At 52.7% G+C, this 22,597-nt stretch carries 23 protein-coding genes; 6 read left to right on the top strand and 17 right to left on the bottom strand.

Translation table 11 applies throughout. The annotated features are described in order from the left end of the window. Positions 1-441: 441 nt before the first annotated feature. Entirely contained in the window at positions 442-1,725 is a 1,284-nt protein-coding gene (gene mobQ, locus Q0802_RS23640; RefSeq protein ID WP_298922410.1) for a MobQ family relaxase, read from the top strand. 27 nt (positions 1,726-1,752) lie between these two features. On the opposite strand, the gene Q0802_RS23635 is transcribed toward mobQ, so the two are convergent. The 4 genes from Q0802_RS23635 to Q0802_RS23620 form a co-directional block, all read right to left on the bottom strand. Beyond that, the gene (locus Q0802_RS23635) at positions 1,753-3,351 is read right to left on the bottom strand and encodes a hypothetical protein (protein ID WP_298922408.1); all 1,599 of its coding nucleotides are present in this window, start codon (positions 3,349-3,351) and stop codon (positions 1,753-1,755) included. 14 nt (positions 3,352-3,365) lie between these two features. After that, on the bottom strand, positions 3,366-5,366 hold the full coding sequence (locus Q0802_RS23630; protein ID WP_298922407.1) for a hypothetical protein: 2,001 nt from the start codon (positions 5,364-5,366) through the stop codon (positions 3,366-3,368). Positions 5,367-5,690: 324 nt separating this feature from the next. Beyond that, positions 5,691-6,263, bottom strand: coding sequence for an ImmA/IrrE family metallo-endopeptidase (locus Q0802_RS23625; protein ID WP_298922406.1), 573 nt, complete (start codon positions 6,261-6,263; stop codon positions 5,691-5,693). Next, a complete protein-coding gene (locus Q0802_RS23620) occupies positions 6,250-6,615 on the bottom strand; it encodes a helix-turn-helix transcriptional regulator (protein ID WP_298922405.1) in 366 nt (121 codons plus the stop codon). Before Q0802_RS23620 ends, Q0802_RS23625 begins: the two co-directional genes overlap by 14 nt. A gap of 101 nt (positions 6,616-6,716) precedes the next feature. On the opposite strand from Q0802_RS23620, the gene Q0802_RS23615 reads away from it, so the two are divergent. From Q0802_RS23615 to Q0802_RS23595, 5 genes are all read left to right on the top strand, one after another. After that, positions 6,717-6,941, top strand: coding sequence for a DUF2188 domain-containing protein (locus Q0802_RS23615; protein WP_298922404.1), 225 nt, complete (start codon positions 6,717-6,719; stop codon positions 6,939-6,941). Between the two features lie 3 nt (positions 6,942-6,944). Beyond that, positions 6,945-7,151, top strand: a complete 207-nt coding sequence (locus Q0802_RS23610; protein WP_298922403.1) for a hypothetical protein — start codon at positions 6,945-6,947, stop codon at positions 7,149-7,151. 708 nt (positions 7,152-7,859) lie between these two features. After that, on the top strand, positions 7,860-8,969 hold the full coding sequence (locus tag Q0802_RS23605; protein WP_298922402.1) for a hypothetical protein: 1,110 nt from the start codon (positions 7,860-7,862) through the stop codon (positions 8,967-8,969). Positions 8,970-8,985: 16 nt separating this feature from the next. Then, a complete protein-coding gene (locus Q0802_RS23600; RefSeq protein WP_298922400.1) occupies positions 8,986-9,669 on the top strand; it encodes a type II toxin-antitoxin system PemK/MazF family toxin in 684 nt (227 codons plus the stop codon). Between the two features lie 63 nt (positions 9,670-9,732). After that, positions 9,733-10,365, top strand: coding sequence for a hypothetical protein (locus Q0802_RS23595; protein ID WP_298922399.1), 633 nt, complete (start codon positions 9,733-9,735; stop codon positions 10,363-10,365). Positions 10,366-10,553: 188 nt separating this feature from the next. Here the strand turns inward: Q0802_RS23595 and Q0802_RS23590 are convergent, their stop codons facing one another. The 13 genes from Q0802_RS23590 to Q0802_RS23530 form a co-directional block, all read right to left on the bottom strand. Next, positions 10,554-11,360: a hypothetical protein gene (locus Q0802_RS23590; RefSeq protein WP_298922398.1), complete on the bottom strand. Its 807-nt coding sequence runs from the start codon at positions 11,358-11,360 to the stop codon at positions 10,554-10,556. After that, complete coding sequence (locus Q0802_RS23585) at positions 11,353-11,787, bottom strand: hypothetical protein (RefSeq protein ID WP_298922396.1); 435 nt, start codon at positions 11,785-11,787, stop codon at positions 11,353-11,355. The genes Q0802_RS23590 and Q0802_RS23585 overlap by 8 nt, the downstream gene beginning before the upstream one ends. A gap of 3 nt (positions 11,788-11,790) precedes the next feature. After that, positions 11,791-13,905 (bottom strand): HAMP domain-containing sensor histidine kinase, encoded by a 2,115-nt coding sequence (locus tag Q0802_RS23580; RefSeq protein WP_298922395.1) that lies wholly within the window; start codon positions 13,903-13,905, stop codon positions 11,791-11,793. Between the two features lie 151 nt (positions 13,906-14,056). Next, on the bottom strand, positions 14,057-15,388 hold the full coding sequence (locus tag Q0802_RS23575) for an MvaI/BcnI family restriction endonuclease (RefSeq protein WP_298922394.1): 1,332 nt from the start codon (positions 15,386-15,388) through the stop codon (positions 14,057-14,059). Beyond that, positions 15,360-15,842: a very short patch repair endonuclease gene (locus tag Q0802_RS23570; protein WP_298922393.1), complete on the bottom strand. Its 483-nt coding sequence runs from the start codon at positions 15,840-15,842 to the stop codon at positions 15,360-15,362. Before Q0802_RS23570 ends, Q0802_RS23575 begins: the two co-directional genes overlap by 29 nt. Next, the gene (gene dcm / locus Q0802_RS23565) at positions 15,835-17,139 is read right to left on the bottom strand and encodes a DNA (cytosine-5-)-methyltransferase (protein WP_298922392.1); all 1,305 of its coding nucleotides are present in this window, start codon (positions 17,137-17,139) and stop codon (positions 15,835-15,837) included. The genes Q0802_RS23570 and dcm overlap by 8 nt, the downstream gene beginning before the upstream one ends. A gap of 28 nt (positions 17,140-17,167) precedes the next feature. After that, on the bottom strand, positions 17,168-17,518 hold the full coding sequence (locus Q0802_RS23560; protein WP_298922391.1) for a hypothetical protein: 351 nt from the start codon (positions 17,516-17,518) through the stop codon (positions 17,168-17,170). Then, a complete protein-coding gene (locus Q0802_RS23555; protein WP_298922390.1) occupies positions 17,518-18,192 on the bottom strand; it encodes a ParA family protein in 675 nt (224 codons plus the stop codon). Before Q0802_RS23555 ends, Q0802_RS23560 begins: the two co-directional genes overlap by 1 nt. 127 nt (positions 18,193-18,319) lie before the next feature. Beyond that, a complete protein-coding gene (locus Q0802_RS23550) occupies positions 18,320-19,348 on the bottom strand; it encodes a replication initiator protein A (RefSeq protein WP_298922389.1) in 1,029 nt (342 codons plus the stop codon). A 273-nt stretch (positions 19,349-19,621) separates the two neighbouring features. Further along, entirely contained in the window at positions 19,622-20,170 is a 549-nt protein-coding gene (locus Q0802_RS23545) for a hypothetical protein (RefSeq protein WP_298922388.1), read from the bottom strand. A 15-nt stretch (positions 20,171-20,185) separates the two neighbouring features. Then, positions 20,186-21,880, bottom strand: a complete 1,695-nt coding sequence (locus Q0802_RS23540; RefSeq protein ID WP_298922387.1) for a type IV secretory system conjugative DNA transfer family protein — start codon at positions 21,878-21,880, stop codon at positions 20,186-20,188. Further along, positions 21,880-22,191 carry a mobilization protein gene (locus Q0802_RS23535; protein WP_298922386.1) on the bottom strand — a complete coding sequence of 104 codons (312 nt, stop codon included), beginning with the start codon at positions 22,189-22,191 and terminating at the stop codon, positions 21,880-21,882. Before Q0802_RS23535 ends, Q0802_RS23540 begins: the two co-directional genes overlap by 1 nt. Positions 22,192-22,414: 223 nt before the next feature. Next, positions 22,415-22,597, bottom strand: a 183-nt coding sequence (locus tag Q0802_RS23530; protein ID WP_298922385.1) for a hypothetical protein, incomplete at its 5' end; no start/stop codon positions are given.

Below are 22,597 nucleotides of genomic sequence, written 5' to 3'. Positions count from 1 at the left end.
GACGGCATCGCCTCTCCCAAACCCTCTGGGACCAACGTCAGCCGTTGGATCGCGTCCCGCAGTGTCGCGCCAGAACCTCGCCCGATGCCTCACGGTGGGGGCCGGGCTGGTTCTGGCGTCTCGCCAGCGGGAGATTCGTGACGTTGGACCTGACGGTGCCACCACGAACCGGGTTTGCCGGTGGCAAACCGCCTGTTATCTGTTCCCATATCCCGCCCACCATAAGGCTGGGGATCTGGGGGCAGATGACAGGCAAGCCCGCGCCTCAGAGGTGCAATGCACCCCTTCAACGGGGCTGTCTTTTCCCCTCCGGCCCCAGCGTTGTGGAGCGCGGGCTTCCGGGGAAAAGACGGCTGACCGGAGGGCCAATGTCGGGCCATTGGCCGGGGTCAGCCAAGCGGCGCAGCGGCAGCGTTTGCGTCTCTGTTCGGTGGGGTGCTGATGGCCAGCTACCACCTCTCCGTGAAGACGATCAAACGCTCTGCCGGACGCACTGCGACAGCGGCGGGAGCCTACCGTGCGGGTGAGCGCATCGAATGCCAACGTGAGGGGCGTGTCCATGACTACACCCGCAAGCAGGGCATCGAGGAGACGTTTATTGTCGCCCCCGAGAATGCCCCGGCCTGGGCGCAGGACCGGTCCAAACTTTGGAACGAGGCTGAGGCCAGCGAAACCCGCCGTAACTCCGTCACCGCCCGCGAATGGGAGCTGGCCCTGCCATCCGAGATTAGTGCCGAGGACCGGTCACAGATCACCCGCGAGTTTGCCGAGGAGCTGGTCAGTCGTTACGGTGTGGCCGTCGATGTGGCGATCCACGCCCCGCATCGCGAGGGCGATCAGCGTAACCACCATGCGCACGTTCTGACCTCGACGCGGACGCTGGAGCCCGAGGGGTTCACTGCGAAGACCCGCGTGCTCGATTCCGCGAAGACCGGCGGCGTCGAGATCGAGCAGATGCGCGGTGTCTGGGCTGAATTGCAGAACCGGGCACTTGAGCGTGTCGGTGAGGTTGAGCGTGTCGATCATCGGTCCCTTGAGAAGCAGCGTGAGGCTGCGCAGGAACGTGGCGATCAGCTTTCTGCCGAGGAGCTGGATCGTGATCCGGAGCTGAAGCTGGGGCCAGCGGCCAATTCCATGGAACGACGCGCGAAGGCAATGGCCGAGCGTGAGGGCCGGGAGTATGTGCCGATCACGGAGCGCGGGGCTGTCGTCCACGCCGCCCGCCAGGCCCGTGCCGCCTTCCGCGAAATGCGTGAACGGCTGGATATTGCGCGTGAGACCTACGGGATTGAACGCGAAGCAGGGGAGGGCCGTGTCTCTGCCGGTTTGGCGGCACTCAGGGCCGCAACCGCGAAAGATCGCGACCGCACCTCGGATGATTTCCGGGAGCGGTTGGCGCGCGTCTTGGACAGGTCACGGGACAAGGACGACACGCCGAAACCGGAAGGCCGCAATTATGCGCGGGAGCGGCTCAAAGAGATCATGGAAAAGGACGCAGGGCGCGAAGGCCAGGCTGCGGTTCATAGAGTGGACGGTCACAGCGATCCGGAGCTTGGGGAGGACTATGGGCGCGAAGGTCGAAAGCCGTCCGTGAACGAGCGGCTGAAAGACGTGCTGAACAAGCCGCGCGCGAAGCTGGAAATTGAGGACGATCGCGATCAGGAGAAGGATCAGGAAGTCCGGAAGGATCGGGACATCGACCGGGGCCCGACGCACGGCCACTAAGACTTCGTAATCGAGCAGAAGAGCTTCTCAATTCTCCATGGACTTACGAGCAGCCCAAATGGGTAGTAAATCACCGCCGTAAGAGTCATTTTCAGAGAATGAAGCTTCTGAAACATACTTAGAGATCAAGTTCCAAGCTTCTGGGGATTCCATATCGATATGAGCAATCAGCCAGATGGTTTCAGTGAAAACCAAACCCTCTCCCAATAGCTTATAGGCAACGTCCTTCCTATGGTCGTTGCTTTCATCATTATCGCTCAGAGTTGGAACAATGGTACGTCCAGATTCTAGCACTTTCGAGTTAAATTTCTCGGAGAAAAACAAATCTTTTAGTGAGGCCCACACGAGGGCTTCCTCCAAGGATTCTTCATATTTTTCGTTGTAGTAGTCGTGATTGGTCCATCCATTGGAGTTCTCGAGAGAGAACATGGCGCGAGGGGACCAAAAACAGGAATCCCAGATACGTCGTGTGTAATAGCTATCTGTGTTGAGTGCTGATGCCATTAATTCGCATATTGCAAATGGCCGATTTACAGAGTTTTCATCAGTGTTTCTGGGATCACGTGCTCTAGACGTTTCCGTGCTATCTCGGCGAGTATCAAACACGCCTACAGATAACGTGGACCCGCGGATGCCGTAGTCCAAGTCTGACCAGTTCTCCAAAAGATTATCTAGATTGCCGAGTTCTGTATGACCGTAGTCACTTTCAAGGAACTTGAGCTCTGCAGATGAAAAGTCCTGATTTGAGTCTTGGTCGTGTGTATCCCTCGGAGTCAGTACGACTGGGAACTCTGTACCGATAAGCCTCTTACCATCCCTGAAACCAGAAAAGCATTCTGCGCTTTCTAGCGCAGCATAGTATGCTGCACCGGTCGGTTGAGACTGCCAGACTCTGCATTCGGGTTCTCCATAGTAGGGGCCGAATTGTACTTCATCCGGCAAAAGGCCCGTACTGGCAATGGCCAAGTGAAGCAACGAAATCCAATCTGGCAATAGGTCTTCACCTGCCACCGGGACAAGGCCATCAAAAGCAATTGGAAACGCAACAATCTTTAATCTCGGTTCACCCGTAACCCACATCATGGGTTTGCAAGGCGAGTGACTAGTATTCTGTAGGTATTCGATCCACCATGAGGTAGTGATGATTACTGGAGGCACTGTCGAGTCAATCCCTAGCAGCCGAGCTGCGCCCGGGTCGATGACGGGGTTGTCGCAGAAGGCATCGAGATCGTACTGCGTAGAGAAAATTTCGAGATCGACTGATCCAAACTTCAGGTCTTCCTCGGAGAATGTTGAAACAACGTTCAGTTTCTTGTCCGAGCGAAAGTCACTAAAGTCTGGCAGATCAGATGTGTCGATTTCAGTAAGCCATGAGAGGTCCAAGACACTCTCAGTTTCCACCAGACTTTCTACTAGTCCACTGGGTGTGGTCGGGCTACCTGGTGAAATCGGAATATTACCGAAAACACCACTAGACGCTGAGCCGTCAAACCCAGCGATCCCAGATCCCATCCCTCCTGAGGTGAAACCTCCTGTACCCGCACCAGGGCCGCCGACACCCTGTGCATTCGCCGAGAATGAAACAAGCGAGAGAAGAAGTGCAGCGGTGAATCTTCCAGGCATCATGTGCTTCCCCCTCATCAGTCAAAGATGTTCGGAGGATTGCTTATGCCTCCACCGATGGAAATGGGGGAAGATACCCTCCCCTGGAATCCACCAGGGTTTGGAATTGGGTTACCGCCACCGGTTTGAAAGCCTGATCCAGTACTTTGGATTTCCGTAAAGACCGGATTGGGAGTTATTGCCCCGGTGGGACCATCAACATTGTAGGTTACCGAGAAAACTGAGCCAATCTGATCCGGCTGAGTTGGTTGACGAAACAACCAACGGGTTTGTCCGAAATTCAGCTCGTCAAGTGAACTTTCCATCGTAGGACCCGCCCCGCCGTCATCTGGCGTGCAAGGCATGAGCATCATACCTTGGTTGTCTGCATGGCAATTACAACCGCCCTCACCCTCCATCTCGGGGTCGCAACCACCGCCATCATCCGGTACCGATGTAGAGGCTACATCACCGGCACTAGCTGACTCCGTATTTGAGCTGGCTACTGCATCGCCGGTAGAGTCGCCCGCGCCTACTGTAGTCGTTCCGTTGTCATCATTCGTGTCATCGTCTCCCTGACCACCGTTGTTGCCATTGTCGGTTAGATCAGTGTTACCGTCGTCGTCATTCTTGGGTTCATTTCCGTCGTCGTCCAAAGGATTATCCAAGTTTTCACAAGTCTCCACACACTTGTTTGGAATCTGTGTTACGTCCTTTACCTCCTCAACAACGTCATTCAGATTCTCACGCCATGCATCTTTTCCTTCACCCGTCAGTAGGTCTTTTGCTGCCTTAAAGGATTCAGCGGCAACGTCACCTCCTTCTGTCAATACTTCGGCGACCCCACAGGATGCATAACATGCCACTTTCTCTTTGGTTTCTGGAGAAATAAGTTGGCTGTCGGTTGAGGAAGAGTTGGCTGAGTTTTCTGCTGCGCCAGACGCAGAAGACATCAGGTCAATGCCGCTTACCAGTTCGCTGGGGTCTCCACCTGCAGTATTGCCGTCGCCCGGTGATGCTGCAGTGATTGATACGACACTAAATTCTTCCGTGAACATCGGAGCCGAAATATATTCCGTCTCAACACCGTCGCCGGTTTCATCTGCAGAACCTGCGCAAAGTGTGCATGCCATGCCGGAGAATGGTGTATCGCCCAGAAAATTCATCTGGAAATCTTCAGGGCTTTCGCTGGCGTGCCTCTCAGTTAGAGGACGCCCACTATTGTATGCCACCATACCAGCTTGAGAAACCAGCTGGCCTAAAGGATTTGACCGCTTACCGTCCATCGCGATCGGCTCCTCAAAGAAGAAATCGCTAAGCAAGTTGCCCCCGGATGCTGAAATTTGGTTGGTTGGGGGTACGAACCTCTTCAAAATCGGTGCCGAGTCTTGAAACTCACCGAACATTCGAAGCGAGCCTAGCTCCGTTGGGCGACCGGCATATGCGGTCATGTACTCGTCGAAATTCTGCGGCCCTTCTGTTAGGCTAGTGTCGGCAAGGTTTGCCACACCCTCTAGTGTGGATCCCGTAGCGCTAATCACTCCAGGATGAAGGTATTCGAGGGCAATCATACTGGTAGCCGAAACCATCCCACTTTCCGTGCCAAACGGACTTGATTGGCTATGAGATAAATCTACTAGGTTCATAGCTGGAATCGAGATTGACCGGTAAACGCCAAACTGAGCGATATCCTCGTAGATGGATCGTTGAATATCGCTTGAAGTGGATGAAACTCCTGCAGCAAGTAGCGAGACCGCTAGGGCTTCAACTGCGTGCGCCAATCTCCCAGCTTGATATGAACCCACTTCGCTCTGGCAAGCGAATGTTTTGAGAGTCGGATGCCTGTAGCTCGCACAATTTGAAGCATTTACTTCAAGTACGGTCATTATGGCGGAGCTGATTTCGATTTCTGGACTATCACTTTCGGATTGAGCGAGTGAAGCTGTTGACTGAGCAAAAAAAAGCATCGTTGAAACAAAGGTGGCGGAAGCTGTCCTTGTAAAAAAAATGCCTGCTAAGAACCGTAGAATCGAGTTCATTTTAGTCCCCCGAGAATCAAAATTTCGATATTAAAGGTCCAAGTAATCTGCCGATGAGTGGCTTCGAGCCGAGCTTAGGATACTATCACTGCAAAGCGCAACGATGTCAGTGTTTAGGTAGGGCAGTGGAAGTTATGCCTAAAACGGTCGTTTTTGTCCGCGTCCACTGCCCAACGTCAGATCAATGGCTTAAGTCGGACAAAATCCGTCGGCAAAACCTTTGTAGTTTTGGCAAGTTTTTTGGCCATCTAGTCTTCAGGATTGGCTAGGTCCGCTGTGCGGGACGCTGCAGTCATCCGAGCGCCAAAAAACCGACGGCTGCTTTTAGGCTGCGTTGCGGAACCGCTTTTTTGCACCTGAAAGGTTGATCTGCATCCGGATCACGTCTTCGGTAATATTCCATGTGTCAGAAAGCGAAGACAGAGTGTGCGCTCCACTGGAAATGCTGCGGTATGCTTCGAGTGCAGCATGCCCTGATACCAAAAGCGTCGGTCCCAGGCGTTCAGCCTCCAATTCATGTTCGGCAGAGAACTCTCGAATACCATCAGCATGAAATGGATTTGAGGGCGGATGACGTAAAAGCACATGCGCAAGCTCGTGCGCGATATCCGATACCTGTCGTTTTGGATCGTTGATGTCGTTAATAACGATGAAAGCCTCAATGCCATCGAAGCAAACCGCCGCTGAAAATCCGCACCCCTTGCGTCGTTGAAATAGAAGTGTGCGCTCAGGACATTGTCGAAGGGCGCTGAGCGGGATGATACGAACTCTCAGATGTTTGCTGAGCCGCCATGGGCACATGGGTTCTTGCGGCAAGAGGTTTAGCTCCTGCCGCAGATCGATTGCCCATTCGTTCGCTTCTTTGACGAAACCTCGCCTCAACTTAGTCGTCGGCAACCTGTTTCTCCTTACGGAACTGCTCGTAGGCGGATCGTATCATAACCTCGATAGCCGCCGCCCCTTCGGGCTTGATGTTTTTGTCTGCTCTGAGATGGGCGACGATCTCCGCCAAATGCTCCGGTTTGGTAGGGTTATTGCCGTAGGCGATAAAGTCGTCGGCACTTAGTCCAGACCATTTACATAGGGCGGCCAAGGTATCGACGTCGGGGCGTTTGCCTTGGGCAATTCGGGTGAGGGTGGAGGCACTGACGCCTGCCTTTTCAGCGACAGCCTTCCAAGTTAGTTTCTTTACCTGACGATGGGTATCGAGGGCGTGGAAAAACGCCTCGTTCAGAAACTGTTCCTTCATAGTGATTTCACTCTTGCAATCTCCTGTCTATATCGCAACATTGAGATTGATTGCGATGTTGCAATCAATAGTCTGTATTGAAACCGAAAGGAAAGCAGAAAATGGCTGGAAAAAACCAGTACGTCGTTCGGAACGGCGATAAATGGGGCGTTCGTGGCGAAGGCAACGACCGTCTCACACGAAGCTTCGATACCCAATCTGATGCTATCGGCTACGGTCGCGGCATTGCTCAGAACCAAGGTGCCGAGCTTCGTATCCAGAATCGTAGCGGTCAGTTCCGCGAGGCCTGGAGCTATGGCAACGATCCTTATCCGCCGAAGGGATAAATTATGGGGATCAAGTACAAGGGCCGGACCTTCTCTTCCGGACAGTCGCTCGCGAATGCGATCAAGCGCGACATCAACCAGTCTCTTGAACGTAAGGTTCGGCAAGCCGCTGCGGCATCCGGCACTCGCGTTAGAAAGACAAGCGGCGGCTTCGAGATCGAAGGCAATGCACAGCACATGAGCCGGTTCTACAACCGGCTTGGGCGTTGATCGGCGGCTTCTCCTCCCTTGCTGTCAAAACTTAGGCGCAGTTCGGGCAACCGGCTGCGCCTTTTTCGTGGGTGACAAACTGCTCCTTCTGGTCGTCCACCGTAGCCTACCAAAATTCATTCGCTTAGGCTTGCCAGCTTTACCCTTTCGGATTGGGCTAATTTTTGTTGCGAATTGCTGGAAGTATTTTGCGGCAAGGATCATCGGATCCAAACCTGACTGGCCCTAGTAGGTGCATCTTTATAGCAATTGACATTGTCGGGTGCGTGACGCGCAAGAGGAGCTTTATGTCCAAGATGTTCCCCGTCAACCGATGCTGCGAACGCTTCGCCAATCGTTGTTGGGTTTCTCTCCACAAATGCTGGCATTGAGGCGATGCAGGCGCTTTATGGAAGAAAGGAGAGAAACCGGTTACAGTTTCTCTCCTAGCACCTTGCGGTGTTCATTCGAAAAGGCTGTTAAGCCGAAGCAGCCGAAGCTGTACCCAGAATATAGAGCGTCAAACGCTAAAAATCAACTAACGTGAGAGGGTAACTATCTGATTTAGGTGAGAAATTTATCTTTGTGTTCTATACTATATGTTACTTTAATTACTTGAAGTACTTGATTGGTTACGTTGTCCTTGAATACCTTGATTATCTTGATTACCTTGATGGGGACAGATGCCAAGAATGCTTGCAAGAAATATCACGACCCAGGAGGTGCCAATTGTCAGGATCTGATCCCATCATCAAAGAATCTCAGCCTGCCAAGCGCGGCAAGGGGCGTGGTGGAAATTTCTTTGCCGTCGACCGTGAGGTCTGGGAACGGCTATGGGAAGTGGCAAGTTCCAATAGGTTTAATCTCGTAAGTACTTACCTTGTGCTGTCGGCTGGCACCGGTAGCGATCACCAACTCAGTAAGTGGTCAACCAAGGCATGTGAGAGACATATTGGCATTGGTAAGCCTCGGGCAAAGGTTGCCGTTGATGAGCTGATTGAACACGGGTTAGCGGAACATACAGAACAATCTACTCGGGCTTTTCCCCAGTATCGTTTGCAGGCGGTACCTTTAGAGAGCGACCCAATCTTTCTACCTATGGCAATAGTGACGGGACTGGATGTCGAAGCATCTATGTTAAGGCGCATTCGGGAGGCTGGGGATCCATTATTGTTGCGAATGCTAGTCGATTTGTACGGCTTGACCCAAGTCGATGCTACTTTTGGGGTCCCGATTTCTGCGCTCAGTCAGATTCCATTGGAGGACTATCCTGCTCGCAAGGTGTTTGAGGTTGGGGTACACGCTATTTGGGCGGTTAGGCTTAGTGGTACTAGGGCGGCAGGCGGAACATGGACCGAGCCACATCGCCCCAAAGGTCATAAGACGTGGGAAAATTTCTGGGCGCGTGTCAACGTTCTCGAAAATATTGGTGCGATTTGGTATGAGCCCTGGGCTTTCGATGGGGCTGCAGATGACGCTGAGCCGTTGTTCCCCGTCGATTCAGATGCCGTTCCGAAGGGTAAGAAAGAGCCTGAAGTATCCGACTTAATGCAAGTAATGTACTCAGTCGCTGAGGCTCTCACTGAAGATAAAACTTACCTTCTGGACCGATATGGAGAAGACTTGCTGGTTTCACTGGCATTGCATCGCCAAGCACCTAGCGTCAGGGGGGTGGCTCGCATGCGGATTGAAGCGGACACCCCAGGCAGACGTCTATCCTATCGCAAGCGGCACACTCAAATCGAGGTCTATCAGTCCGGTTATGCGCAAATACTCCGCGATGCTTTAGATGGCAATTATAGCCGCCCAATGAATACTGCAGCACCCATAAATCTTTGAAAGAAAGCACAATTTAATGTCAGTTGAGAAAGACAAAAACGAAGATGCTGACACGGGGCCATCTTTCCCGACTGATGCAGAGCTATTGGATGCTGGTTATGTACGAGCCAATTTTGGCGACGCACCGGACGTTTCAGCTATGAAGACCGCTGCTGGACACCCTTTTCCAACACACGAAGAGATTGTCAGTGCAGGCTATGTACCTCTAAGTCGACGTACTGGACGTTTGACGAGTCGCCCTCGTGTGTCGCAGATGTATTGGGTTGATTTTCATCATGATGCCTATTCACCTGAGTTTGAAAGAGAGCACCCTGGCATCATTATTCGTGCAGCCCAAAAGCTGCACCATGATACTTGCATTGTTCTGCCAGTCACGAGCGCCGCGCAAAAAGCAGGTACCCATTTCCATACATTGTCGTGGAATCCGAACACTGATGGCCGCAAGAAAGGCATCACCGCACATGTAGTGTGTGATCATCTCTATACTGTGAATACTAATCGTCTGCGCCCTCTCATTTGGCAGGGAAAGCCATACTTCCCAAGGGCCTATCCAGAAGACATGACGGCGATATTTGGCATTCTTGAAAAAGTTTTAAATGCTTCATTTACAGCAATTGAAGCGCGGCAGGCCGTGGCCGCTACGGAGCTTGCGGCGAAGCCCGTTGGACCTAACACACTGACGATACCTAGTAGACGCTAGATCAACTGGTAAAGATGAGGGCGCAATAATCTGTAGACTTGAAGTAAGTAGAAAGAGTGAATTTTGACCGCAAATGAAGCAAACAACGCAGCTATCCAATCCGCTTCTGAAGGAGCTGGAAGACTTTTTCGTTCTTACGAACGTCACTGCGGGGAACCAAGCCCGGATACACTCTTTGATCTCCTAAATGCAGCGCACAGTTTGAATGATCGCGTCAAGGCCGCGGTTAACAGAGACTTTCACTGCATCGAAGAGTTTAATGCCTTGAAAGCCATACGTAATTTGGCACATCACCAAGAAGAGGTGCGGGCAAACGTTCGTGTTCTTCCAACGCCTGGATATAGCGACTTAATGATGATGTGTATTCTACGGCGGGACCAGGTTGACCGTGCGATAGATGCCGTCAGGGGGCGATGGCAAGAAAGAACTCGTGCTGCTTGCGAGGCAAAGTTTCACTGGTTTGGCCCCGCCGTAAATATCAATCCATGCCTCTTCAACTTCGTAGTTAAGGCGTATGAGTTGCTGTTGGAATTGGGAGTGCCGCTTCCTGAGGATGCGGCTGCTTTAGAAGCGTCCTACCGCTATGAAGATGAGAATGGTCACCCGCACTACGTCGAGGGTACCATAAATGCACATGCAGGGGTGATTTCAAAGTTGCTTGATGATGTAGTTTCCGAAATGCCAGCACCAGCCTAGAAGCGGCGATTCTTAACGGCCTGACACCTTATGGTATGGGTCTCATGATCTTCATATTCTCGACGAAACATGACCTGATTTTTAGGTCAACATTTGCGACCTATAATCAGGGTTATGTTAAGTGAATTCGACTAAAGATGTTTGCTTTCAAAGAATGGGCCAACAAGCGCAGCGGCAAACTAGCTGAACTACTCTAGGCCTGTTGGCTTTTGCGACCGCCTCCAAGTTACGGCCTCGCCTCGCAAGACTTGGAACTTCGCTAGTGCATGTTTGTACACCTCCAAGTCTTTCTCTTCTGATGGGTGAACAACGGCAAGTCTCGTCTCCAAGAACTCAAAGAATATCTCATCGTCGCTTGCTCTTAGGTGCCCAATTGCATCCCGTAGAAATGATAAGTAGAGGCTCGTCTTTAGTTTTGGTTCCACAGCTAAAGCGGCCATCAACTGTTGGACAAGGCTGACGTGCCGCTCTATGCGCTCTGATTCAGTTTCGGCTGTGGATCCTTCACCATGGTCTGGATCTTCCCATAATGGAGTGCCGATGTAGCGTATAACTGTACTAAATAATTGAATAGACTCAAAAATTCCAGTGTATCGGCTATATGGTGCGTTCAGTTCGGCTATAGTCGCTTCAAATTTCTGACGGAGATCCAATGTATCGTTCTCCAGGTCGCGCATCATCGTTTTCACTTGATGTTGGAGCTCAAGTGTCTCACTGCGGTCTTTAGCGATTTCGCTTCGCTCTTCAGCAATTGCGCCAAGTTCACTCCATATTGGGAAAGCTAGCACTAGGAAGCCAACAGTAGCGACCAATGCTACTGCACCGATAACTATGCCGAGGAAGTTCAGCAGTTGGCTTCCTTCGATTGCTTGCTCAGGAAGATACTTGGAAACCAACAAAACAGCTAACAAAGCTAATACGACTGCCAGAGCGACGCCGATCCAGAGCAGTGTTCCGTGTCCAGTTTTCTTTGACTCTGAAGTCTCATTAGTCATTCTCGAGGAACTCCTTGGTGACGAAGTTCAAAAATCTGACGCCCTTATAGCGTGATTTTCGCTCAATTTTTACAGCATACTCAGATTCTTCATGAGGATATTTTCGGACAGCAGGCTGAGCGTTCGTGAACAGCCTGACGTTCAGCCCATTAAGTAGCCCTTCTGATTGCAAATAGTCTACAAGGCAAAACCCTGTCTCATACCCGCCTTCAGTTGGATAGACGGAGAGAGTCTCACCGGGATCCATCATCAAATCAATCAAGACACCAAGAACCTCGTTGTGACGCTGCCTGATAATCTCAATCGCTCTATCGACATCCGGCTCGACTAGTACGAGGATCCCATTTTCCCGCAGACGAGACACAGCGTGGTCCAAAAGTTGGTGATCGTCGTCTATCCACAGCAGGAACTGATCAGTCTTGTTCATCGATTACCTTCTCCACCAGAAATCATCTTTTGTGTATTCTTCAGACTGCAGCTCATCTGGTAAAAAAATGCATATCTGGGTTGGGCTAGAAGATTGCTCAACCCAAATGTCTGCCCGATGGTCTCGTAGAATGTTTCGAACCACCGATAATCCAATTCCAGCTCCAAAGATTCCAGCCTTTATGTGCGCGGTTTCCCTGAAGCCTGGTTCAAAAATTCTCTGTGGATTAGTGCCAACAATGCCGATGCCAAAGTCTGAAACAGTAATCAAGTGGCCGTTCTTAACATCGCGCGCTACCAAGTCTGAGTAAAAAATTGGGGCAGCAGTCTGGATATCAGAAGTTCCTGAAAGTTCCGACAGAGTCACTTCTTCTACATCGACAGAAACTTTAAATCTTTGCTTCTGAAATGGGGTAAGGTACTTAATTGAATTCACTAGCAAATTCAGGATTACTTGACTCAGAGCCCGCTCATCGAAGAAAAGGTCAACAAAAAATGCACCTACAAATATTCGGTCGATGCTAACACCATTTTTCCTCGCGAGTGGGATACATATCCGCTTCATGTCTCTTACAACATTATGCAGACCAACGTAATCGGGATCGTACCTATGTGCTGGTGGAATATCGTTTACGGGCTGCAGGAACGTAAGGGATTCTACCAAGGTGGTAACGTATTCGGACGTAACCATTATGTCTTCAATTTCTTTGGCTTGCATCCGCTTAGGCATGTCGCGTTGGCCAGAAATAACCTCATGCTGACGAAGGGCTGACTCGAAAATAAAAGTCGTCGGAGTAAGGATCTCATGTCCAAGAACCATCGCTCTTTGTATGCTGCGTTCACGCGATCTGTACAAACCCGCGATAAAATCAAGTATATGCGTAATGTGATTTAGGTATAGTTCGTCTTCCCAATCGAAGAAATCATCGATCTCAGAATGGTTGAACTCTTTAGATCGTGCGAGGTCGTTAACTCGATCACACAAAACAAGATAGCCCAATGGATGGTTATCTTCATCATTTCGGAGCTGTGAGACAAGTAACTGACTTGTCTCGGAAAGAACTCCCCAAGCAAGCTTCTGCTCGTCTATCAAACTTTTATCAACTAAAGCGACGTCGTCATAAGATGCCCGTAAATCCGAACTACCCGATGAATATGCGCTAGTGATAACCTCTCTAACTGCTGAAAGCTCAGAGGGAGTTAGCTTCACTTGTGGCTTACTATTTCGTGCTACATGCGCTTCCTGAGTCAATGTTCCATCTGGATTCTCCAGAAAGAGGAACACATGCTTGCAAGGAATCTGTTCGGGCAAGACTCTAGAAATAGCTTTTCGTAGAGCAGATGCGAGAGTTTCGGGTTCAGCAGAAATATCGGTCATCTGCTCTGTTATACGGTTGCGCCTGATTTCAATAAGAGCGCATATTCCGGACGCTAGCTTAGAGCAAATCGCCTTGGTAAAGTCGCGGACACCATCACTGCCAAAATCGAATTCGCCACAGCGATCTTCGTACATGCGTAGTTTCTCGTCATCGAGGTAGACGCTCAACAAGAAGTCAATCCCAGCGTTGGGTGATTTCAAGTCCTGCGATGGCTTTGTTTTACAAAATTCACCCAGCGTAAATGCAACTTGTTTCTTTAATTTTATTGGAAGACCATTTTTGTCTTTGACACCGCCATTCATGATTCTGTCGACTGTGTTCCAGTCAGGATCTTCTGGAAGATTTGAGATATCGTCACAGGCCCATGATTTTAGCCAGGGCAACCTAGGACAATTAGGAATTGGTGCGCTTTCTTTGATAATTAGATCTGCATGTGTTCCTTTTGTTGAGCAAACAAATTCCGTTGGGTCTGACTTCGGGTTTGGTCGGTAAGATTTACTCCTTGCAACTGCAGAAATGACCCCGCCTCGCCGCTTGTGCTTCCACAGTGAAACAAAAGAAACCGGCGCGTGCTCCTCTAGAATGTCCAAAAGCGGTGAAATCCGCCTTTCAATTCCAATATGCTTTTCGCTCCAGTCCGGATCATTGTGTGCCTGCGTGCGGATCGCTGAAATTTCAAAAGCGAACTTTATCGCGGCACCCGCTGACTCCCATGGGTACTTTCGAAAACTCTCGTTCAAAATTAGTTTCTCGCTCAGAAATACACTTCTTCATGTTGTTCTGAGCAAATCAAATAATCAACAAAAAAAGATAGAAACCCGCTAGAACCGCTGCCAAAGGAACATCGGGAGCCAGCAGTTTCGTGGTAAGGTGAGAAGATGTGGTTACGGATTACAAGAGCAAATCCGTGACCGTGTTGTCACGATAGAGGGTGGTTAGATCGCTATGCTTGACCCGAAACTGGCTCCGTCGCTTGATGACTGGCCGACCTGTATCTGCATTTTCCATCTTGATGCCTGGGTCATAATACACGGCCCCACTTGCAAACGCGCCCAGCAAGAGAAGCACATCCGTCCCTTCGTTCATCTGAACAATGGGCGCGTAGCTGTACTCTGGGGGAGGACCCTGCATCAGAGACGGAACATAAGCCGCCTTGGCGTGTTTGCGATTCCAATGTGCCATGATCCCCTTGAACCCCCACGAAGCCGCAATCGTATCATCTCGTGCCATGAGCATAATCGCTCCGTCCACATCCGTGATCTTACCGGATTCAGCATCAAAGCCGACCGTGCGTAGTGCCAGGTTTGTCTCTGCGTGGAAGTCCCTGTCACTTGAATAGATACCCCCGAAATTGATCCGGCCCGCCTTCCCGGCTTTGTCAGGATAACCAAACCTGCGCAGGAACACCTCAACACCGTCATCGCGGTAGACGCCACCGGTTGGTTCAGGTGTCATCAACGTTACGGGACTTTTGGCCGTGTATCGTTCAAAATCTCGAACCCCATACTGTTTGACCTCCCACCCCATGAAGTCCGGCTCTGCATAGCTGTTCGGCGAAATCCCCAGTTCGGCTTCCAGTGTGTAGCCGCCGCCGTTCCGGGCGCTGTAGGGTTCCGGCACCCCTGCCCTGCCCATCTTCTGTGATGGTATCCAGCCCTTATCGTGAACCAGCCGCAGTGCATTGAGGAGAGCCTGCCTTGGATCGATGCCACCTTGCCGGATGGTTTCAAGATCAATGAAGACACCCGATTGCGGGAGCCCATGAGAGGCTGCGTCGAATGCTACTGCAACAGGGTCATCATGAGCCACGACATGCCCAAACACTCGCCCGTCCAGGCTGATGCCAAAGAAAAGCACCCTGCCCTCATCACGCGACCGCATCAGCTCCCGAGGTGCCCGTTCAGCCCCGCGCAGGAAGCCTGACATCCTGACTTCCGGATACTTCGGATAGAGGATCAGCTGAGCGTCCGGAGCAGGCGACGGTCCCTCATCATCGATCCAGAAGAAGTTCACCTTTGCTTTGGCTCTGTCCCGGACCGATCCAGCAAGTGAGCTGCCATCATCTTCAATCTCGCCATGAGGAATGATGTTCAGAGCGCCAAAGCCACCACCAAGATAAACCTGGTTCTTGGAATTATCATTTGGGGCAAGGCGTTTTGCGTAGAATCTGACCGCGCCATGCGCGACCATCTGATCAAGCAGTCGGTTTAGCGGGTTCGTCAATCCATTGGCCTCTAATACAGAATTCGTCTGCATCAGAGGACAGCCACGCAGTTAGGGAGTCAATGACATGCGGCAATGGCAGACGCCCCCTGCCCTTCAGGGCACATTCCCAGACAACGGCAAGACGCCATCCCCCTGCCGCGAGTTCCCGTCTGACGGCGGTGTCGCGGGCCAGGTTGCGGCCTATCTTCTCTCGCCAGAACGCTTCGCGGGTCTTTGGCCATTTGAACAGCGGGCAGTCATGGCCATGCCAGAAGCACCCGTGCACGAAGATTGCTGCCCCATACTTCGGCAGTACAATGTCAGGTTTGCCGGGAATGTCTTTTGCATGCAACCGATACCGGAATCCTCGCGCATGCAGAGCCTTACGAACAATCAGCTCAGGCCGTGTGTCCGCCCCACGGATCGCCGCCATGTTGCGTCGGCGTGTTTCCGTGTCGTGGACATCAACCAACTTTTTTCAGGGGCGTTTTCACCAGTTCAGCAATATGCGGACGCATCAGCCTGGCCACTTCCGCAAACACCGGCACCGCGACAGAGTTCCCAAACTGCTTGTAAGCCTGGGTATCTGAAACTGGGATGCGGAAGCTCTCGTCATAGCCCATCAGGCGGGCGCATTCCCTTGGTGTGAGACGGCGTGGATTGTTGCCCTCTCCCCGGCTTACAAGGATTTCAGAGCCATCCTTGTAATATCTGGCAGAAAGCGTCCGCGAAATGCTGTCACCATCCACAAGCCCAAAGCCAAAACCGTTGCCCTTAGCGCGATGTTTGGCAGCGTAGTCCTGAAGGTACTTCCAGAGCTTGTCTGACAGCGTGTACTTGCTGCTGACTTCTGCGTCCGGGCCGACCGTGAAATGGCCTTCCGGCTCTTCGGTTCCATTCTCGGGATGGAGTATATCCCGCATCCCCCTGCCCTTCCGCCCGGGCAAGACTGCATCGTCAAAACTGAAGCCCGTCTCTTCACGGAAGCCGACCATGACGATCCGCTCGCGGTGCTGCGGCACAAAATTAGCAGCGTCGATGATCCGGGTGTGAAGCGTGTAACCTAACTCGTCGGTCAACTTGCGTTTGATCACATCAAAGGTCCGGCCTTTGTCATGACTCTTAAGGTTCTTCACGTTTTCCAGAAGGAAGGCTGCTGGACGATGATGCATCAGGATACGCAGCACATCAAAGAACAACGTGCCCTGTGTTTCATCATCAAACCCATGGGCCCTGCCGAGAGCGTTTTTCTTGGAGACACCGGCAATCGAGAAAGGCTGACACGGGAACCCGGCGACCAGAACATCATGATCCGGAATGTCGGCGGCCTCGATATCCCGGATATCGCCAGCTATCGGCCGATTGTCAGGGAAATTGGCATGATAAGTCGCCTGAGCGAAGCGGTCCCATTCTGACGTGAACACACAACGCCCACCGGCACTTTCCATCGCTTTACGAAGACCGCCAATTCCGGCGAACAGATCAATGAAGCTGAAATCGGTGTTGCCTGGAGCGGGCTTAAGGGTCTCCACCTGCATCTTGAGCAACGTCATGACACCATCGCGTGGAGCCTCTTCACCACGCTTCCAGCGATAAACGTGACCTTCAGAGTACCCCAACACTTTGGCGGCCTCTGGCACACTCCAGCCACTCTGCTGCATAAGCATCTCAAACTCGGTCATCTTGCTCAGTGCCCCTGACTCTACTTCTCTGGGTATTTTTCTGACACTGTGGTGTGAAGAATCCCTAAATACAAGAACAATATGCAAACTCGGGCTGCTCTGAGTGTAATTCTACCTAATTCTTCGTATCCCGATATGCTTTCAGCATGTCTTCGATGACGTCGTTCAATCGCCGTCCCTCTTCATCACGGAGCTGATTCAGTTCATCGCGAAGTGCGCTGGAAAGATAGATGCGCCAATAGGTCATATTCTCGTTCAGAGGTGGTCGACCTTTTCGGGGTAACGTGGATACAGCAGCAGGCTCTGTGGATCGGGTGAATCCATGAGCTTCGCCCGCCTTTGCGACAGCATCTTTGTCTGGCTTGGTGCGACTTGCCTTCGGCTTACCCTTCAAGCCTGCACCGATCTTAACATCGGTTGCTGGTTTCTCGTCGTCGTTATCTAGGTTCAGAAAGCTATTTGCCATTATTCCGCCTCCAGTATTTCAGCCAGCTCTTTCCCGAGTCTTGCCGTGTTGCTGATCGCGCTTGCTACGGACTGATTGTGACCAAGCTCAAAAAGAGTTTTGCCTTCAGCCATCACGCGCTCAAATGGCGCTCGACGCATAAGCTCGGTTTGCAGGCGTTCGACCCCTGCCCCATCCAGCTCAGCAAGTAGCTCCTTGTGAGATTTTGTGACAATGGCGGCATCGGTCTGAGTTATCAAAATCCGAGCCGGAACAGTTCGGCGCGCAGCGCGACCGGCGTCCCGGATCATCTTGAGGGCCGCTCCTGCTGCGTCCCCATCAAGAGCACTGGGCCGCATGGGAATGATGCACATATCAGATGCGGACGCAGCATAGGTGGCCATTAGACCTGCAACACCCTCAAGATCGACGAAAACCAAGTCGTGCTTCGCCTCCGCCGCTTCCAGGGTATCAAGAATACTGCCATCTGATGGATCAGAGATGACCTCGAAGGGTGGTTTTTCCAAACCTTCGCTCTTTCGCTTTCCCAGCCACACCCGCGCTATACTTTGGCGAGGATCGGCATCGACAATCGCAACAGACAAATCTGCATTGTTTGCGAACACTGTTGCGAGAGTGAGTGCTGAAGTGGATTTCCCGCAGCCCCCCTTGGGAGATAAAACACTAACGATCATTGCCTGCCTCTTTTTTACGGCACCTTTTATGACGTGCAACTTTATATGTCACGCTATTTTTTACTTCACGGCATATTATATACCCGGCATAATATACGGCATATTAAATATCACGTTACTTTTAATATCATACTGTTTGACGTGCAGCCCACTTACGGCAAAACCCAATGAACGCGTTGTCCGGGCTTCGTGGTGGCTCCATACCCTGATCGAGAAGAGACACTACCCACTCGCGCCATTCCCTCTCAATCACATACACATCCCAGCCAGGAGCAGCTCTGCGCGCAGCCTCGAAGGTGTCCGGTCGAAGGCTCACAGAATAGCCTTCGCCAAGCAGGGTAGGGGCCGAATTGCGGTTTCTGAAAAAAACCATGTCGGCCTCCATACTCACAGAGTAATCCGGCAGGTGGTCAAACTCACATAAAGCCCTGACAGCCATTCGAAAGTTTCGCGAAGCATCGCTTGACCCGCATTTTTTCTGGAGCTTCTTCAGCCCAATCTGCCAGAACTCCTTGGCCCCGCAATGCTTTCGGGCAATTTCATAAATGCGCCGTTCGATGGGTTTCCGGAGACGGAAATAGTCGGGGTGTAAGGTCAGGACTTCGTTCGCCTCGATCGCCTTGAACAACCACTCTGACAGCCGCAGGCCCCATTCCGTTACCCGTCCGTCCTTCCGCGTCCGCTTGATCTTTGCTCCGTCGATCAAGCCGAATGCTTCCCACGTTTCCTCACCGCCGGTCTTGATCGTAGTACGCAATCGAGTGCCATCGAGACGATCCAGAGAATCTCTCAAGAGATCATAGTCGTGGCCCCCAGTATGCCGGTTGCTGAACTCCATGAAGTCACGAGCCTGAAACATGATTTCTCGTGAGTAGGGCCGACCTTCATTCCTGGCAGCCATAATCTGACTGATGGCAAAGATCAGAATGTCCTTGTCATAGATGTTAGCGATGCCTTTGGAACTTGGCGTCACTTCCAACACGACGTCCCCATTTTCGTAGGTTTTGACCTCGCGGATCGGCTTCTTGGAAAGAGTGAAGATGGGGTGTTCCATCGACGCCATGTCACTCTTAATAACAGCGTCGGCAATGTCGCAAATGAACAGGTCCGTTTGGGGGTAACGATCTGGAAGGAGAGGGGGATTGTCTTCTTTCACGAGGTCTGCTCTCAACGGGACATTAGCTGCAAACCAGTTGTTATCGGGATATTAGCTGCACCGCAAGTCTTATCGGGATAACGCCTGCATAAATCAGGATAATACCTGCATCTCAACGGGATATTAGCTGCACCTCAGATTTACAACCAATTGATAAACAACATCAATACGTCATTTCAAAATAACGTAACACAGATTCTAACACATATATAACACTAGCAAAATTCAGACCGAACTACAGATCCGAAACAATTCCAAAGCGAATCGGTCACATCACTCCACGTAAAACACACAAGCATCAACACCAGTGGTTGTTGTAGTCCAAGACGCTCCAAGGACAGCGCAAGCTGAAACGTTGCTGGCTAAGAAACGAGGAAGCAGCACCGACAACGCCAAAGCCAGAACGACAGCACCTAGACCAAACCATGGCAAACGGGATTTCAACTGCTTTACCTTCTGTTCCCGATCCCAGACCTGGCGAAGAGAAGCCGACTTGTCCTCTTCAGCTTTCTTGAGCGCATCCTCCGCCCTGTTTGAAGCATTGAACAGATCGACACACATCTGTCCCATGCGGACCAGGTTGTCGTTGATCTTGCCGTCGATGGTTTCGCCGACGAGCTGGCCGTAGTGTTCAGGATCAGTTTGCTCGGCTGCTGTGAAAGCAGCGCTACGTGCTTCGGCCACCGTGCCGTCCAAATCTTTGAGAATCTTCGTCTGTGTGTCGACCCGATCCGACATTCGCGCGACCAGCTTTCCCATGAGATCGACGGTTTCACGGAGATCGTCATCGGGCGGGGCAGGGAAGGCAGGCTGGTCAGACATGGCGATTGCTTTCGGTTATGGCGTTTCCGGGACGAACAGTCCCTTGAATTCGGGGTCCGCGTAGTAGCGCAGCTTCTGTGCAAGCGCCGACGGCTGGCCCTGGACGCGCAGAAGCTGGACGTTCGGCGGCATCTGCATGATTTCATCGGGGGTCAGCAGGTCACGGCCCGTGAGATTGTTGCTGAAGCTGGGGTTGTCACCTGGCTTGTAGGTGTCGGTCTGAAAACCGGTGGTTTCCTGGCCGATCATCTGGCTCAGCCACTTGGCGGTTTCAAAATCATTGACGCCAAAGACCTGTTGCACCCCGGCATTGGCAATGAAGGTGTTTGCCCGGTCGCTGTAGAGGTCTTTGAGCTGGCTCATATCTTGCAAGATTGGCCAGAGCTGGAGACCATAGCCCGCCATCAGCCCCATGGCGCGTTCTACGGCTTCCAGACGGCCCAAGGCGGCAAACTCGTCCAGCAGGAACAAGGCAGGGGCCTTGAGCCGTTTCTGGGCTCGTTGAACGTCGCTGTGAGGCTCTGAGAGGGCCGGGGAGGCCTCAGGAGCCTGTGTGGCCGCTTCTGCGTCCCGTGCGATGTCCTGGAGGGCCTGAGAGACCAGAAGGCGCAGCCAGCGGCTGTAGGCGTCCATGCGGTTGGGTGGCAGCACCAGAAACACCGATGTGACCAGGTGGCGCAGGTCCGAGAAGTGGAAGTCCGACCGCGATGTAACTTTCGCAATGCGCGGGCTGTCCAGAAAATGGGTATGACGCTGCGCGTTCGAGAGGACCGAGGCGGCTTCCCGATCCGCCTTGCCCAGAAACCGATTGGCGGCGCGGGCGATCAGCCCTCCTGCCGCATCGCTGTCCTGCATCAGTTCCAACAGCGCGCGGAGCTTTTCCGGGGGCAGGGTGAGATATTCCCGGACGGTGGCGAGCGACCGCCGGTCGCGATCCTCGTGGCAGACGCAGAACATGATCAGGCCGCCGAGAATGGCTTTGGCTTCTTCATTCCAATGCGCTTCCGTGACCTGCCCCGGTGGGTCCATCACCAACGCCTCTGTCAGGGAAGCCGCATCCTCGCCCAGATCGAGGCTGTCCGGTGTCAGCCGGTCGAGGGGATTGTAACATGCCGAGGGCTGGCCACTGACTTCAAACGGATCGAGGACATGGGTGGTGCCAAGCCGCCGCCGTGCTTCGCCTGCGATCCGGGCATTCTCGCCCTTGGGGTCGATGACCAAGACGGAGCGGTCCACGCCCAGAAGGTTCGGGATGACGGTGCCGACGCCTTTCCCGGCCCGTGTCGGGGCAAGGGTGATCAGATGGGCGGGGCCATCATAGCGCAGCAACCGCCCGGTGTGCGGATTGCGCCCGATCAGCAGACCGTCACCACCCTGATGTTTCTTCAGCTCCTTGCGGCTGGCAAAGCGGGCCGAGCCATGACTATCGCCGGTCAGCCCGAAAAACTCATCTGCCCCGGAGACCATGCGCCAATACTGGAAACCGAAGACTGCGCCGATGAAGGTGGGTGGCAGAATGACCGCCCATTCCCACGCCGACTGACCGAGCGGGGGACCAAAGGTCGAGAGGGCAACAACGCCACCGATCAGGAAGCCGATCATTGCACCGAATGCCGTGCGCCCGATCATCCATCCGAACAGAATGGGGGTCGCGATCAAGCGATAGAAGAACCGGGCCAACCCGCCCATAAAGAGCATGAGGGATCGCATTACCCGGACCCGTCAGGATCAGCGCCAGATACCGGGGCAGGGGAGGGGGCATCGCCACCAAGACCTGCGCCATCCCATTCCGCGAAGGCCTTGCTGTCCTGTTCACGGGCGAGGTTCCTTACCAAGCGGTACACCATCGCAGCAGCGCCGGAATCCCGTTCCGCCAGATCGAGCAGCGCCCCGCCCAGGATCACCTTGCGCCGGGTGTCCAGTTTGCGCTGTCTCGTCGCTTCCCGGTTCTTCAGTGCCTGAAGACGGGCCTTGGCCTGGGCATATCGTTTCTCTGCCCGTTCGAGTTCTGTCTCTGCCAATTTGAGAATCCGCCTGTGACATGGTTCACGTCATGGTTGAAGGATTCACCATCCGTCCCAGATAACAAGCTGTGCAGCTATTTGAGTGATTTGTTGGCGGAACATAGCGGACACAGCGCCTGCTTTCGGCGGAGGCTTGCAAGAAGGAGCAGGGGGAGAGGTCTGCGCTTGAACGGATATCGTTGTGCGCAAACCCTGAGCTGAGGATCAGTGAAGGGTGGACTTATGCAAACTCTACACCTGCGGTTCCGAGATTTGCGTGCGATCTCTTCGGGGCAAAGCCCCAGCCGATTGCAGACCCCTTCGATGCGAGGCGCATCGAAACGGGAGACGGCATCGCCTCTCCCAAACCCTCTGGGACCAACGTCAGCCGTTGGATCGCGTCCCGCAGTGTCGCGCCAGAACC

The organism is uncultured Roseobacter sp., from assembly GCF_947495275.1.
Lineage (GTDB): Bacteria > Pseudomonadota > Alphaproteobacteria > Rhodobacterales > Rhodobacteraceae > Roseobacter.
The sequence above is the reverse complement of the archived record's forward strand: the minus strand, read 5'-3'. Positions and strand labels throughout refer to the sequence as shown.